This is a genomic window from Stenotrophomonas maltophilia (assembly GCF_003970865.1).
GTDB lineage: Bacteria > Pseudomonadota > Gammaproteobacteria > Xanthomonadales > Xanthomonadaceae > Stenotrophomonas > Stenotrophomonas maltophilia_AR.
Map to the genome: position 1 here is coordinate 1 of NZ_RXLZ01000051.1, position 15,127 is coordinate 15,127.

Here is a 15,127-nt window from a genome sequence, read left to right on the forward strand (position 1 = left end):
GTGGAATACATCCAGTACTACAACGAAGAGCGCATCAAATTGAAATTGAAAGGCCTGAGCCCGGTAAAGTACCGGGAGCGGGCCCAATCGGCCGCCTGACCCCGTCCAAGTCTCGGGGGTCACTTCACCATGGGGGCTTGGCCGCGGCATCCATGCCGCGGACACCCCTGCAACCGGACCCACCCCGCCTTCGACAGATTTCCACGATCTGCCGGAACGGCATGAGCTGCTCCTGGTGGGTGTCGACCTTGGTCGACACGTTTGGGTCGGCACGGGCTCTGACCCCTGTGCGCAGATGATCATGTCTGTTCGATTCATTGACTCCTGACTCCTGACGCCTAACGCCTGACGCCTGACTGGTTCCACGGAGCCTGCCTCGACGCCAGGCCGTGGGCGGCGGTCATCGCAATGACATGTGGCCCCGGTACGGTTTGAGCCCGCTTGCTGGTCGCGCGCGGGCCGGGGTTCCGGTCGTGGTGCGCGTCCACTGCAGCTGCTGTCGCTGCCGAGGGTCATGTGTTCTACGTCAGGGGGCTGAATGGACACCATGCGGTCAGAACTTGGAAGGTGGCCATCGCCGCATGGCTGCTGCTGTCCTTTGCCGCTGCCGCGCAGGATGGTGTTCATGCCTACGACATCCCCGCGCAGCCGCTGGAACAGGCGGTCGAGCGCTTCAGTGTCATCAGTGGGTGGTCGGTGATGTACCCGGGCGATCTTGCCGCGGGCCGCAGCAGCCATGCGCTGCGCGCCAGCCTGCCGCCGCTGCCCGCACTGCGCATGCTGTTGCAGGACTCCGGTATCGAGGCCGAGGTGATCGGCGAGCAGCGCGTGGTGCTGCGCCGGGGCACGCCCTCGGCCGCCGAATCCGGTGTCGGCGCCGAACTCCCGGATGCGGAACGTCGGCATCGCTACGGCGGGTTGCAGCAGCGCCTGCGTGCAGCGTTCTGTGACGACCCGGAGATCGCGCCCGGCCGCTATGCCGCGACGCTGCGTTTCCGTGTCGACAGTGAAGGCCAGGTGCATGCGCCCGAGCTGTTGTCAGGCAGCGGCAGCGCCCGCCGCGATGCGCGCCTGCTGCAGGCGCTGCAGGGCCTGGTGCTGGCGCCCGAGGCCGCCGCGCTGCCGCAGCCGGTAACGCTGCAGATCCGACCTTCCGGCACCGACCACGACTGTGGCCGGCGCGCGCCCCTTCCATGACTTCAAGGATTCGAACATGAGCAACGGTACGGCTGGGGCAGTTGACCTGATGGACCACCTTCTGGGTGCCTACGATGAGCTGAAGCGCCGGTTGGTGCGCAAGCTGGGGTCGGAGGAGCTGGCCGGCGACGCGCTGCAGGACACCTGGATGCGCCTGAGTGCGCGCCGTGACCGTCTGGATGCCGTGCAGAACCCCGCGGCCTACCTGCTGCGCATGGCGATGAATACCGTGATCGACCGCCAACGAGCAGATCACCGCCTGCTGAGCCTGGAGGAGGTGGATACGCTGATGGACATGGCCGACCCTGCACCCGGCCCGGCGCAGGCGGCCGAACTGGACTTCGCACTGGAAGACATGGTCGGCCTGCTGCAGCGCATGCCCGAGCGCCGTCGCCGCATCCTGCTGGCGATCCGCGTCGATGGCCTGCAGCAGCGCGACGTCGCCGATCACCTTGGCGTGTCTCTGCGGCTGGTGCAGCGTGAGCTGAAGGCGGCCCAGGACTACCTGGCCGAGCGCAGCGGGCAGGGGCGCCAGGTGCGGTTCTGAGCGACGGCATCCGTCTACACTTTGACGCCGAGCAGAACCCCGCAGCGTGCGGGTCCGGCATGAGCCCCCATGGATCCTGACGATCGCCCGCAACGCCCGCTGGATGCCGTCGAGCGTCAGGCCCACGCGTGGGTGGTGCGGCTGACCTCGGGCGAGGCGACCGCCGCCGACGGGCGCAGGTTCCGTACCTGGTGTGAGGCTGACCCGCGCCATCGCGAAGCGTTTGGCCGTGCGCGCCGGCAATGGGAGCAGGTACGCCTTGCCGGCGAGCAGCTGCCCGCGGCCGCGCGTCAACCGGTGGCGCCGACGCCGGCCCAGCGCTGGAGCCGGCGCGCCTTCCTGGGCGCCGCGATTGCCGCCCCGGCCAGCCTGGTAGTGGTGGCGGCGATCCGCCCGCCGCTGGGGCTGTGGCCTTCGGTGACAGCCATGGCGGCCGATTTCCACACCGGCACCGGTGAACGTCTGCAGATCGCGCCCTTGCCACAGCTGAAGATCGAACTGGATACGCAGAGCAGCCTTCGCCGCCGCGCGGACGCGCAGGGCGAAGGCTTCGAGCTGGTGCAGGGCCAGGCCGCGATCGAGACCCAGGCCGGCCTGCGCCTGGCGTTGTTCGCGGGCCCGGGTTGCGTGATTGCCGATGAAGGCGCAGTGCGCCTGGATGTGCGCAACACCCACGGCCAGGTACGGGTGACCTGCCTGCAGGGCAGCGCCCGCATCGAGCATCCGCAGGGCCGGCTGCAGCTGCAGGCCGGCCAGCAGACCCACTATGACGAGCGCCTCAGTGGCGTGGTGGCCGAGGCCGTGGCTTCGGAGGTGAGCGCCTGGACCGAGGGCATGCTGGTGTTCCGCCGCGCACCGCTGCGCGAGGTGGTGGACGAGATCAACCGCTACCGGCGTGGCAAGGTGCTGTTGGGTGAATCGGCGTTGGCGCGCGCGCCGGTCAGCGGCCGCTTCCGCATTGATGATCCGGATGCGGCACTGGAGCAGCTGCGACTGACGATGTCGCTGGATCTGCGTCGCTTTCCGGGTGGCATTGCCGTCCTTGGATAGATGAAGACGCTGGCCGTGCGCACCGCGCAGGGCTGTTGCAAGCAAGGAGAAGCCAAGGATGCGCAACGAGACCATCGGTGTGCTGGATCTGCGTCGCAATCTGTCGGCGCTGCTGGAAACCACGCAGCGACGGCCGTTGATGGTGCATCGCTATGGCTCGCCATGGGTGTGCGTGGTGTCCGATGCGCAGTGGCAGCGACAGGCGGTGCTGCTGGATTTCGATCCGCAGTCGCACCCGCTGGCGATGCTGCTGCGGCTGCAGCAGCACGCGCTGCCCCTGGCTGAAGCCGGGGCGCTGCCGCCCGCGGCGCTTGCACGCGCACTGCTGTTGATGGACATGCATGGCCTTGGGGATCTCGCACAGTTGCACGACCAGGTGCTTCACCATCGCCTCTGGCATTGGTTCGTAGCAGGCACCCATGGTGTGATGGACGGCTGGCAGCTGCCGGCGCTGCGGGTTGCGATGGCGTCATGGTTCGATGACGTGGACATGTCCAATGCGCTGGCAACATTCGCCGCGCGCAGCGACGTGGCGATACTGGCACGCCGTTGTGGAGGCGAAGCGCCGCGGCTGGAGCGCGAAGCCTGCAGGCAGATGACGCTGCGATGACGTTGCCGATGAAGCGCCACGCAGTGCACAGAGCTGCATGCGCGCTGTCGCTTCACCTGCCTTGCTGACGTCTTCTCCAGAGTACGACGCACCACGCGTCGCGGAGCACGGGCGGCGCCGATGGCAGACAGTCGCAGGATCAGCATGCTGGAGCTGGATCGTCACCTGAGCCAGTCACTGGAGCAGGCGCGGCACACGCCATTGAATGTGCAGCGCTACGGGCACTCCTGGGTCTGGGTGCTGTCCAGTGACGCCTGGGCGGACGCGGCGCGCTGGGCGGCACTGGATGGTAGTGCGCACCCACTGGTGGCGCTGCGAAAAGCCCTCGACCTGCAGCTGCGGCCCTGGCCCGAGGCGGCCATGAGCTCGCTGCCGCTTGAAGCTGGCGATGCGCGGCTGTTGCAGCGCGCGGCCCTGCTGGTGGTCGTGCGCGGTCTGAACAGTGCCCAGCGCGTGTACGACGACCTGCGCTATCACCAGGCCTATCGGTTGTTCATCGGCCTCGATCATGGAACAGCGTGGTCGCCGATGCAGTGCGTGCGCCTGCTGCAGGCCTGCGCGCACCCGTTGCTGCGCGGCTGCATCGACGATGCGCTGGCCAGCGTGCCGCCGCACCTGTTCGAGTCTGCATGTGCCCCGGCTGCACGTGTTGCGCCTGCACAGGCACACGCGCAGCGGATTTCCGGCGGATGTTTATCGTACTGACACATGCACCGCTGACCATGGCGCAGCGGTCTCTTCCAGGATGACGAGGGCGGAACAATGGCAAGGCAGGTTCGTGGTCGCAGGGCTCGGCAGCAGGGTTTCAGCCTGATCGAGATCATGGTGGTGGTGGTGATCATCGGCATCCTCGCCGCATTGATCGTGCCGCGGTTGATGGACCGTCCCGACCAGGCGCGCGTAGTGGCGGCGCGCCAGGACATCGCTGCATTGATGCAGGCGTTGAAACTGTTCAAGCTGGACAACGGACGCTATCCCAGTGCCGAGCAGGGCCTGCAGGCGCTGGTGAAGCCACCGCAGGGCGGTGGCGCGATGCCGGTCACGCCCTATCTGGATCGCCTGCCCAATGACCCGTGGGGCCATCCGTACCAGTATCAGATACCAGGCACCCACGGCGACATCGATGTGTTCTCGCTGGGTGCGGACAGCAAGCCCGGTGGCGACGCCGGGAACGCGGACATCGGCTCCTGGCAGCTGTGAGGCAGGCCGATGTCAGCCCGGATGCGTTCTGTTTCGAGTGTCCGTCAACGTGGCATGGCGGTGATCGTCGCCCTGCTGGTGGTGGCGCTGGTGGCGGTGATTGCCACGGCACTGCTGACCCGGCAGTCGGCCCAGCTGCGTGCGCTGCGTGGCGATCAGCTGCGCGCACAGGTACGCATGGCCGTGGACGCAACGCTGGAGCGTGCGGCGCAGCAGCTGCGTGAGGATGTAAAGGAACAGCTGACCACGGTACGCAGCGGGCGCTGGACGCGCCCATTGGAGCTGCAGGCGCCGTTGCCGGTGCAGCTGCAGCTGGTCGATGCGCAGTCGATGTTCAACCTACGCAACCTTCTTGCGCATGGCAGGCCGGACCCCGAGGCGCGGCGCGCGTTCATCGCGTTGTGTGCCGGGCAGGGGCTGGGCCAGGGCGCCTGCGCATCCGCCGCGGACCACATCCAGGCGCGCCTGCGCGATGGCGACATCCAGGCGCAGGCTCCGCTGCCGCGCGAATCACTGATCGAACAGGCGTTGCCTGGTGCCGATCCGGTGGCGTTGCAGGCGCTGGCGCGGCGCACCGTGGTGTTGCCGGCGCAGACCCTGGTCAACGCCAACACCAGCGACCTGCGCGTTCTGCAGGCGGTGACGCCCGCGGTCGAGCCGGCACGGCTGCAGGCGCTGCTCGGTGAGCGCGATGCTGGCCATTGGCTGCTCAATCGCGGCGACATCGCCAACCGACTCCAACTGAGCAACGAACAGATGGCCGTGCTTCCCCTGGGTATCCATAGCGAATGGTTCCTGGCCGTCGGCCAGGTGCAGGCTGACGGCAGCGCGGTCGAATTTCGCGCGCTGTTGTGGCGCGAATACCGCGACGATGGGGTGCGTGTGCAACGGGTGTGGACGAGGATCGGCGCATGAACGTGCAGCTTCGGGTGCGCCTGCCGGCGCTGGAGCACCTGCGCGCCGACAGCGCGGTGGACTGGGCGCAGCTGCACAAGGGCCAGATGCTGGCTCACGGTCGCGACACGCTGGCGGCGCTGGGCCTGCGGCATCCGCAGGCCGCGGTGCACGCCTGCCTCGATCCGAACGACCTGATCCTGCTGGAACTGCAGCTGCCGCCGTTGTCCGGGCGCCGCCTGCAGTCGGCGCTGCAGGGTGAGGTGGAGGCGATGCTGCTGGATGACCTGCAGGAGGTGGCGCTGGCCCACGGTGCGCAGGCAGCAGACGGCACGGTTCCGGTGGCCTGGCTCGGCCAGCAGGCCATCGCGCAGGCGCAGCAGCTGCTGGCCTCGTGTGCGCTGCAGCTGCAGGCGCTGTATCCGACGCCGTTGCTGCTGCCCTGGCAGGATGGCCATGCCACGCTGCAGGTCAGCGGCGAGCACCTGCTGGTACGCAGCGGGCGCGATCGGGGTTTCGTTCAATGGTATGGCGGACGTGATGCCTGTGCGGTGATGCAGGCGCTGGCCGTGCGCCTGCAACAGGCCGGCGTGCAGGCTGTGCAGTGGATCGATGGTGTGCCGCCGACGTGGCCGGACAGCCTGCCGGCCACCGCCGTCACGCATGAACAGCAGACCTCTGGCCCCTTGCCAGGCTGGTCATTGCCGCTGCCCGGCGCAGGCCGGCAAGCACCGCGACTGGCGATCGGCCTGGCACTGGCAGCAGTGCTGCTGGCTGCACTCGGCCTGCAGCTCCAGGTCTCGCGTTGGCGGATCGAGGGTGAAGCGCTGCAACAGGACATGGCGCGCCAGTTCAGCGCACGCTTCCCGGAGATCACCGACGTGGTGGACCCGGTGTTGCAGGCAAGGCGAGCACTGGCCGTGCCACTGCCGGCGCCGCCGTTGCCGCCGCTGCAGCGTCAGGTGGCCGGCACGCTGCAGGCGGTTCCGGAGCTGGCAGGGCAGGTGCGCAGCCTGCATTACCAACCGGGCCAGCTGGACGTGGAGCTGGATGCCGATGCCCAGGCATTGGCCGACGATCCGCAGCGGCTTGAGCACTGGCAGCAGGCGGTGCAGGCGCAGGGCCTGCAGCTGGCGCGCGAAGCCGGTGGACGCCTGCGGGTGAGCGGAGCTGGACAGTGACGACCCGCACCCTGCGACTGGGCGGGGAACTGGCGGGCCTGCAGCAGCGGTGGCAGCGCCTGCCACCGCGCGACCGGCTGATGCTGTGGGTGATGGTGGTGGCGCTGCTGGCGGCGGGTCTGTGGATGTTGTGGCTGGAGCCGCTGCTGAAGCAGCGCACGCACTGGCAGGCCGAGCTGCCGCGGCTGCAGGCGCAGTCCCGCGCACTGGCACCGCTGCTGCGCGCCCGTGAGCGCCAGCAGCTGGCGCAGGGTCAGCACCCGACACTGGCCGGGCTGCGCGATGGCATCAAGACCGCCGGCCTTGCCGACGGCCTGCATATCGAAGCGCGCGACGGGCATTGGCACCTGCAGGTGCAGGCAGTGCCCGCCGACGCGCTGTGGAACTGGCTGCTGCCCGTGCTGGCCGATCCGGCCATCGAACTGCAGCAGCTGCAACTGACACGCACAGGGGATGCGAACATGCCGGCGGCACGGATTTCCGGAAACATCGTGATGGCGCTCAACGTGGGTGCCCACCCATGAGGGCGATGCGCAGCCTTGCCTGCAGTACTGCGTTGGCCCTGATCGTGTGCATGGCCCACGCGCCGGCGCCAGTGCTGGCGCAGGACACCCGTGACGAGCCGGTGCAGTTGAACCTGGTGGATACCGATATCGGCGGCGTGCTGCGCATGGCGGCGCGCTTCACCGGGCGCCAGTTCCTGGTCGATCCACGGGTGACCGGCAAGATGACGGTGGTTTCCGATGGCCCGGTCAGCCGTACCCAGGCCTACCAGTTGCTGCTGGGCGCACTGCGCATGCGTGGCTTCGCCGTGGTCGAGAACGGCGGCGTCAGCCGGGTGGTGCCGCAGGCCGATGCCAAGCTGCTCGGTGGCCGCGTTGGCAGCGGCGGTGCGGGGGGCGAGGTCGCCACGCGCACCTTCGCGCTGCGCTACGAGAACGCGGCGGCGCTGGTGGCGGTGCTGCGGCCGATGATCAGCCCGGACAATCCGATCACTGCCAATCCGGGTAACAACACCCTGGTGATCACCGACTATGCCGACAACCTGGAGCGCATCGCGCGGGTGATCGCCAGCGTCGATACACCGGCCGGCATGGACACCGACGTGGTGAAGCTGCAGCAGGGCATTGCCGTTGACGTCGCGGCGATGGTCGCGCCGCTGCTGGATGCGCAGGGCGCCGAGCCCACCCAGAAGGTGGTGGTGATGGCCGACCCGCGCAGCAACAGCGTGCTGCTGCGCTCCAGCAGTCCCGGACGCACCCGTCTGGCGCGGCAGCTGGTGGAGAAGCTGGACCGCGCCCAGGACGAGTCCGGCAACCTGCATGTGGTTTACCTGCGCAATGCCCAGGCCAACCAGCTCGCGGGTGTGCTGCGAGGCGTTGTGGCCGGGCAGAGCGATGCACCGGCAATGGGCAGCAACGAAGGCATCACGCCACTGCCGGGTGACGCCAACCGTTCCACGCCCGCGCAGCCGTCGCAGCCGCAGCAGGCCAAGACCGGGGGCAATGCGCTGGAATCACAGCGGCTTGATCCGAGTCGCCGTGACCCGATCGACGCGGGAAGCACCGGCTTCAGCCAGAACGGCATCTCGGTGCAGGCGGACGTGGCCACCAATACGCTGCTGATCTCGGCGCCGGAGCCGGTGTACCGCAACCTGCGGCGGGTGATCGACCAGCTCGACCAGCGCCGTGCACAGGTGCTGGTCGAGAGCCTGATCGTGGAGGTCAACCAGACCGACGCGGCTGAGCTGGGTGTGCAGTGGATGCTGGGCAATGGACGCACCTTTGGTGGCACCCACTTCGGTGGTGCCACCGGCGGCAGCGGGCTCAATACCGGCGCGCGTACCACGCTGGACGTGCTGCCCAAGGATGGCCTGAAGATCGGCGTGATCGACGGCACCATCAACCTGCCCGGTGTCGGCCAGATCCTCAACATGAAAGCGCTGGCCAACGCGCTGCAGAGCAAGGGCGGCGCCAACATCCTGTCCACGCCGAACCTGATGACGCTGGATAACGAGGCAGCCAGCATCATGGTCGGCCAGACCGTGCCGTTCGTCAGCGGCCGCTACGTCACCGACGGCGGTGGTGGCAGCAACAACCCGTTCCAGACCATCGTGCGCGAGGACGTGGGCCTGAAGCTGCGAGTGCGCCCGCAGATTTCCGAGGGCGGCACGGTGAAGCTGGACATCTACCAGGAAGTCAGCAGCATCGACGCGCAGAGTGCCAACAGTGCCGCCGGCATCATCACCAACAAGCGTGCGTTGGATACCAGCGTGCTGCTGGACGATGGCCAGATCATGGTGCTCGGTGGCCTGCTGGAGGACAACGTCAGCCATGGCCGTGATGCGGTGCCGGGCCTGGGCAGGATCCCGGTGCTGGGGGCGCTGTTCCGCAGTGATACGCGCAAGCGTTCCAAGACCAACCTGATGGTGTTCCTGCGCCCGCACGTGGTGCGCGACCCCGCCGCCGGCCAGCGTCTGACCCGCGACCGCTACGACTACATGCGCAACGCGCAGGCCAGCGCGCAGCCGGTACAGAGCTGGGCCTTGCCGGCGCTGTCCGCACCGCAGCTGCCGCCGCAGGACCTGTCTGTGCTCGGGCAGGGCAATGCGCGCGATGGCCAGGGCCAGCCGTTGCAGAACACCAGCCTGGCAGCGCTGTATCCGGCCGGTGAGGGCGATGCCCAGCTGGTGCAGTTCGCACAGGGACTGGACCCGGCGCGTGCCAGCCAGGGCGTGGCGCAGGTGCGTGCACTGGGCCTGCAGGCCTATGCCGAAGCGACGCCGGGCGAGAGTGGGCAACGCCTGCGCGTGCGATTGCCGCGCGATCCGGCGACGCTGGACCCGGCACTGCAGCAGCTGCGCGGGCTGGGCTACACGCCGGAACTGGTGATCGGGCCGTGAGCGCTGCCGCGCCGCTGCCTTACGCCTGGGTGCGCAGCCATGGGGTGATGCTGTCCGAGGCGGGCGGCGAGCCGGTGTTGCTGGGCACCGCCGAAACCGCGGCGTGGGCCGTGGCCGAGCTGCGCCGCCGTCATGGCCCGCTGCCGTTCCAGGCGCTGGATGCGGCGACCTGGCAGCAGCGGTTGGGTGAGCAGTACCGCGACGGCGGTGATGCCGCTGCCGTGGTCGGTGCCGCCGAAAGCGAAGTCGATCTGGACCGGCTGATGCAGGACATGCCGGAGGTCACCGATCTGCTGGATGCACAGGACGATGCACCGGTGATCCGCATGATCAATGCACTGCTGGCACAGGCTGCACGCGATGGCGCCAGCGACCTGCACATCGAACCGTTCGAGACCCATTCGGTGGTGCGCTACCGGGTGGACGGCACGCTGCGCGACATGGTGCAGCCACGGCGCGCACTGCACGCGGCGCTGGTATCGCGCATCAAGATCATGGCGCACCTGAACATTGCCGAGAAGCGCCTGCCGCAGGACGGACGCATCGCGATCCGCGTCGGCGGGAGGCCGCTGGATATCCGAGTCTCCACGGTGCCGACCGGGCATGGCGAGCGTGCTGTGCTGCGCCTGCTGGAAAAGGATGCCGGTCGCCTGCAGCTGCAGCGCCTGGGCATGGCCGATGACACACTGGCCACGTTCACCGGATTGATCCGGCAGCCGCACGGCATCGTGCTGGTCACCGGGCCGACCGGCAGCGGCAAGACCACCTCGCTGTATGCCGCGCTGGGCCAGCTCGACAGCAGCACCAGCAACATCCTCACCGTGGAAGACCCGGTGGAGTACGACTTCGCCGGCATCGGCCAGATCCAGGTCAACGCGCGCATCGGCATGAGCTTTGGTACCGCGCTGCGCGCGATCCTGCGCCAGGACCCGGACACCATCATGATCGGCGAGATCCGCGACCTGGAAACCGCACAGATCGCCGTGCAGTCGTCACTGACCGGGCATGGCGTGCTGGCCTCGCTGCACACCAACGACGCGATCTCGGCGGTGACCCGCCTGGCCGACATGGGTGTGGAGCCCTTCCTGCTGGCGTCCTCGTTGCGCGGCGTGCTGGCGCAGCGGCTGGTGCGGCGGCTGTGCACGCAGTGCCGGCGTGCCGAGGTGGATGGCGAGGGCCGTACCGTATGGCGCGCGGTGGGCTGCGTGGCCTGCGCCAACAGCGGCTATCGCGGACGCACCGGCATCCATGAGCTGTTCGTGGTCGACGACCGGGTACGTGCGTTGATCCATGAAGGGCAGGGTGAGCCCGCGCTGCGCGAGGCCGCACGGCGCGCCGGCATGCGGACGTTGCGGCAGGATGGCCAGCGTTGGATCGACAGCGGGATGACCACGCTGGAAGAGATCCTGCGCGTCACCGGCGACGATTGAGGCCTGCATGGCACTGTTCGACTACCAGGCTGCCAACGCGCAGGGCCGCATCGAGAAAGGCCAGCTGGACGCCGACAGCCCGCGCGGTGCGCGCCAGCTGCTGCGCGGGCGCGGGCTGACCCCTGTGCAGGTGAGTGCGGCGCGCAGTGCCGGCAGTGGCTGGGGCGCACGCCGGCTGTCTGCCAGCGAGTTGGCCTGGGCCACCCGCCAGCTGGCCAGCCTGCTGGCGGCCAGCCTGCCGTTGGAAGGCGCATTGAGTGCGGTGATCGAGCAGGCCGAGCGCCCGCACGTGGCCCAGGCACTCACCGCGGTACGCGCCGACGTGCGTGCCGGCCAGCGACTGACCGTGGCGCTGGCAGCACGGCCACGCGATTTTCCACCGATCTATCGGGCGCTGGTGGGTGCAGGTGAAGACTCCGGCGATCTGGCACGGGTGATGGAGCGCCTGGCCGACTACATCGAAGAACGCAATGCGCTGCAGGCCAAGGTGCTGACCGCCTTCATCTATCCAGCGGCGATCAGCCTGGTATCGGTGGCGATCGTGATCTTCCTGCTCAGCTACGTGGTGCCGCAGGTCGTGACCGCGTTCGTGCAGGCGCGGCAGACGTTGCCGATGCTCACGCAGGTGATGCTGGCCGCCAGCGCGTTCGTGCGCAGCTGGGGCATGTGGATGGGTCTCGGCATCGCTGCGCTGGTTGTGGCCTGGCGGTTGGCCCTGCGCAGGCCCGAGCTGCGCCTGCGCTGGGACGCGATGCTGCTGCGGGTACCGATGGTCGGGCGTTTCGTGCTGGGTGTGAACAGTGCGCGCTTCGCCTCGACACTGGCGATCCTGCTGGATGCGGGCGTGCCGCTGTTGCGCGCACTGGAGGCCGCGCGGCAGACCCTGGGCAATGCGTTGCTGGCGCGCTGTGCAGATGATGTGTCCGCGCGCGTGCGCGAAGGTGCCGCGCTTGGCTCTGCGCTGAAGGTGCAGAAGGTGTATCCGCCGATCCTGGTGCATCTGGTGGCCAGTGGCGAGAAGACCGGTTCGCTGGCGCCGCTGCTGGATCGCGCCGCGCAGACCATCTCGCGCGAGCTCGAGCGTCGCGCGATGGCACTCACTGCATTGCTGGAGCCGACCATGATCCTGGTGATGGGCGGCGTGGTGCTGACGATCGTGCTGGCAGTGCTGATGCCGATCATGGAAATGAATCAGCTGGTGCAGTAGATCCACGCCATGCGTGGATGGATCAACCGACGCGCACCCTGGGCGGCGCATCCACGCATGGCGTGGATCTACTGAGACCTGGATTTCTCCACACAATCCTCCACACCTTTTTTCGATCTTCCACAGGTTTCTTAAGCGGCCTGTCATCGGCACGGACCAGCATGGACACGTCGCCGCAGAGTGGGCTGGGAGGCCCTCGGCGGCAGCAGGCGTGTAGTGACCGTTCCTCCCTTGGTGTTTCCCTTCGCAGTAAACCCTTCAGGAGAAGATCATGAACAAGTACAAGACCCTGGCCGCGCTGGTTGCTACCGCGCTGCTCGCCACCGCCGGTGCCGCTTCGGCCCAGCAGTCCCTCGTCAACGGCGGCGGCGCTTCGCTGCCGTCCGACCTGTACAAGGGCTCGACCGACAGCATCCTGCCGTCGAACTTCAGCTATGCCGTGACCGGTTCGGGCAAGGGCAAGCAGGCCTTCCTGGAAAACAAGATCGCGATCTTCATCCCGACCGGCACGGGCAACGTGCATTTCGCCGGCAGCGACTCGGTGCTGAGCCAGGCCGAGATCGACACCTACAACACCACCTACAACAGCGCGAGCTCGACCACCAAGTTCGGCCCGCTGCTGCAGCTGCCGTCGGTCGCCACCTCGGTCACCATTCCCTTCAACAAGGTTGACCCGGCCGGCTCCTCCGTCGACCTGACCGTGGCCCAGGCCTGCGGTATCTTCTCGGGCAAGATCACCAACTGGTCGAGCATCGGCACCGGCCGCAGCGGCCCGATCAAGGTCTTCTACCGCAGCGAGAGCAGCGGCACCAGCGAGCTGCTGACCCGCTTCCTGACCAGCGCCTGCCAGCCGGCCGACGTCTCGGGCACCACCCTGAAGCTGACCGGCGGCGTCCCGGCGTTCTCGGTGCAGTCGACCTTCGCCAACCTGTTCAGCACCATTCCGTCCAACTTCGAAGCCGCGCCGACCGCTCCGAACACCAACGCTGGCACCCTGCTGTTCAACGCCGTGAACGCGAATGACGGCGCCATCGGCTATGTCGGCCCGGACGTGATCCCGAACCTGAAGGACGCGACCAAGGTTGCCAAGCTGAAGGGCTACTCGCCGGATGAAGTGAGCGTTGCTGCCACCCTGAACACCATTGCTCCGCCGTCGTCTGCTGCCGACATCGCAAACCCGGCGAAGTGGGTCCCGGTGTTCACCAACCCGTCGGCCGGCTACCCGATCGCCGGCTACACCAACCTGGTGTTCGGCCAGTGCTACCGCACCGCTCTGCCGCGCACTGCCGTGCGCAACTTCCTGGAAGCGCATTACAACCTCGGCGCCACTGGCACCAACGATGCCGCCGTGCGCGCGCACGGCTTCATCCCGCTGACCCAGGTGTGGCGTGAAGCGATTGCCAACAACCTGATCGCGGCTTCGGCTCCGAACGGCCTGAGCAACGCCAACACCTGCACCACCGGCGTCGGCCGCTGATCCAGCGGTTGCACTGAAATGGGCGCCGGCCGAGAGGTCGGCGCCTTTCCATTTTATCGGAGGGCGAGTTCCGTCTTGAGGACTGCGATTGTGCACCTTGAAGGCGGGTCGCTCACGTCCCTGGCACGAATTTCCAGAGATCAAACATGCAGACTCAGCGAAAGCTTGCACTTCTTGCCGGTATCGTATTGCTGGCAGCAGCGGGCGTGGCTTCGGCGCAGAAGACGGTGGTCAATGGTGCCGCTGCGCCCCTGCCGGCAGATGTATACAGGAATGGCAGCGAAGGAATACTGCCGTCCTACATGAGCTATGTCATCGTGGATTCCGCAGTTGGAAAGCGGGCATTCCTCGAGAACGACTTTGGCCTCCTTGTCGCTGGTGAAGGCGGCAATGTCGACTTTGCTGTCAGCGAGCAGGCCTTGAGCCAGACTGAGCTGGACCAGTACAACGCTCGCTTCAACTCCGGCACCTCTGCAGTGGTGCATGGCCCATTGATGCAGCTGCCCTCGATGCTGGCGCCGATCGCACTTCCGTTCAATCAGGCTGCCGCCGATGGGTCCATTCTTGATCTGACGACGTCGGTGCTGTGTGGCATCTTCTCGGGCAAGATTACCGACTGGGGCTCTACTGGTAGTGGCCGCCGGGGCCCGATCAGAGTGGTCTACCGACTGGAAAGCAGTGGTGCGACGGAGCTTCTCACGCGCCACCTGACCTCTGTCTGCCAGCCCGCAGATGTTGCTGGAACGTCTCTCAGGTTGATCAATGGATACCCTGGATTCTCGGCGCAGTCCAAGCTTGCCGGGGCATTCGTCGATGGCAGGGTGCCCACGAATTTCATAGCTTCTTCCGGCGCTGGAGACAGGAATGCCTACAACACAGTGTTCGCGCAGAGCGGTCGTATTGGCTACAGCGGACCTGCGCAGATACCGGATCTGAACGATGCGACAAAGGTGGCGAAGGTGAAGGGGTTCTCGCCGGGAGAGATCAGCGTTCCGGCGACGATGAACCAGATCGCTCCGCCAAGCTCGTCTGCCGACATCTGGAATCCGGCCAAATGGGCGCCGCAGTTCACCTATCCACAATCAGGGTATCCGATCGTCGGATTCACTTACCTGCTGATTCCGCAATGCCATCGCAAGGCCCTGGTCAAGAACGGTGTCCGCGCATTCCTGGAGAAACATTACAACCTGGGGAATGCGGGCACTCACGATGCAGCCATTCGCGCGCTCGGATTTGTTCCGTTGACGCCTACGTGGCGGGAGGCCGTTGCCTTCCATTTTGTTTCTTCCTCATCCCAGACAGGATTGGGCAACGTGAATACCTGCGCAGGCATTGGTCGCTGATTCCGCGGATTCGCTGAACTGGGTCCTGGCCCTCGGGCCGGGACCTTTGCTGTCCACGCGCTTGAGCCAGGTGAAGGCGGTGTCGTTTT

At 67.3% G+C, this 15,127-nt stretch carries 15 protein-coding genes; all 15 read left to right on the plus strand.

Features of this window, described 5'->3' with window-relative positions; translation table 11 throughout:
- Positions 1 to 99 (plus strand): IS3 family transposase (locus EKL94_RS16110; protein WP_148105810.1); only part of this gene is annotated, 99 nt, incomplete at its 5' end.
- A 417-nt stretch (positions 100 to 516) separates the two neighbouring features.
- Positions 517 to 1,197, plus strand: coding sequence for an STN domain-containing protein (locus tag EKL94_RS16115; RefSeq protein WP_126929858.1), 681 nt, complete (start codon positions 517 to 519; stop codon positions 1,195 to 1,197).
- A gap of 16 nt (positions 1,198 to 1,213) precedes the next feature.
- Positions 1,214 to 1,744 carry an RNA polymerase sigma factor gene (locus tag EKL94_RS16120; RefSeq protein WP_019337777.1) on the plus strand — a complete coding sequence of 177 codons (531 nt, stop codon included), beginning with the start codon at positions 1,214 to 1,216 and terminating at the stop codon, positions 1,742 to 1,744.
- A 69-nt stretch (positions 1,745 to 1,813) separates the two neighbouring features.
- Positions 1,814 to 2,794 (plus strand): FecR family protein, encoded by a 981-nt coding sequence (locus EKL94_RS16125; RefSeq protein WP_126929859.1) that lies wholly within the window; start codon positions 1,814 to 1,816, stop codon positions 2,792 to 2,794.
- 58 nt (positions 2,795 to 2,852) lie between these two features.
- On the plus strand, positions 2,853 to 3,404 hold the full coding sequence (locus EKL94_RS16130; protein WP_126929860.1) for a hypothetical protein: 552 nt from the start codon (positions 2,853 to 2,855) through the stop codon (positions 3,402 to 3,404).
- Between the two features lie 120 nt (positions 3,405 to 3,524).
- Positions 3,525 to 4,109, plus strand: coding sequence for a hypothetical protein (locus EKL94_RS16135; protein WP_126929861.1), 585 nt, complete (start codon positions 3,525 to 3,527; stop codon positions 4,107 to 4,109).
- Between the two features lie 57 nt (positions 4,110 to 4,166).
- Complete coding sequence (gene gspG / locus EKL94_RS16140) at positions 4,167 to 4,604, plus strand: type II secretion system major pseudopilin GspG (RefSeq protein WP_005409890.1); 438 nt, start codon at positions 4,167 to 4,169, stop codon at positions 4,602 to 4,604.
- Between the two features lie 9 nt (positions 4,605 to 4,613).
- Positions 4,614 to 5,519, plus strand: a complete 906-nt coding sequence (gene gspK, locus EKL94_RS16145; RefSeq protein ID WP_126929862.1) for a type II secretion system minor pseudopilin GspK — start codon at positions 4,614 to 4,616, stop codon at positions 5,517 to 5,519.
- Positions 5,516 to 6,679: a type II secretion system protein GspL gene (gene gspL, locus EKL94_RS16150; RefSeq protein WP_126929863.1), complete on the plus strand. Its 1,164-nt coding sequence runs from the start codon at positions 5,516 to 5,518 to the stop codon at positions 6,677 to 6,679. The genes gspK and gspL overlap by 4 nt, the downstream gene beginning before the upstream one ends.
- Positions 6,676 to 7,203 carry a type II secretion system protein M gene (gene gspM, locus EKL94_RS16155; RefSeq protein WP_126929864.1) on the plus strand — a complete coding sequence of 176 codons (528 nt, stop codon included), beginning with the start codon at positions 6,676 to 6,678 and terminating at the stop codon, positions 7,201 to 7,203. Before gspL ends, gspM begins: the two co-directional genes overlap by 4 nt.
- Complete coding sequence (gene gspD, locus EKL94_RS16160; RefSeq protein WP_126929865.1) at positions 7,200 to 9,581, plus strand: type II secretion system secretin GspD; 2,382 nt, start codon at positions 7,200 to 7,202, stop codon at positions 9,579 to 9,581. The genes gspM and gspD overlap by 4 nt, the downstream gene beginning before the upstream one ends.
- Complete coding sequence (gene gspE, locus EKL94_RS16165; protein ID WP_126929866.1) at positions 9,578 to 11,011, plus strand: type II secretion system ATPase GspE; 1,434 nt, start codon at positions 9,578 to 9,580, stop codon at positions 11,009 to 11,011. Before gspD ends, gspE begins: the two co-directional genes overlap by 4 nt.
- 7 nt (positions 11,012 to 11,018) lie before the next feature.
- On the plus strand, positions 11,019 to 12,218 hold the full coding sequence (gene gspF / locus EKL94_RS16170; RefSeq protein WP_126929867.1) for a type II secretion system inner membrane protein GspF: 1,200 nt from the start codon (positions 11,019 to 11,021) through the stop codon (positions 12,216 to 12,218).
- Positions 12,219 to 12,489: 271 nt separating this feature from the next.
- Entirely contained in the window at positions 12,490 to 13,695 is a 1,206-nt protein-coding gene (locus tag EKL94_RS16175) for a substrate-binding domain-containing protein (protein WP_126929868.1), read from the plus strand.
- A 146-nt stretch (positions 13,696 to 13,841) separates the two neighbouring features.
- Positions 13,842 to 15,038, plus strand: coding sequence for a substrate-binding domain-containing protein (locus tag EKL94_RS16180; RefSeq protein WP_126929869.1), 1,197 nt, complete (start codon positions 13,842 to 13,844; stop codon positions 15,036 to 15,038).
- Positions 15,039 to 15,127: the final 89 nt, after the last annotated feature.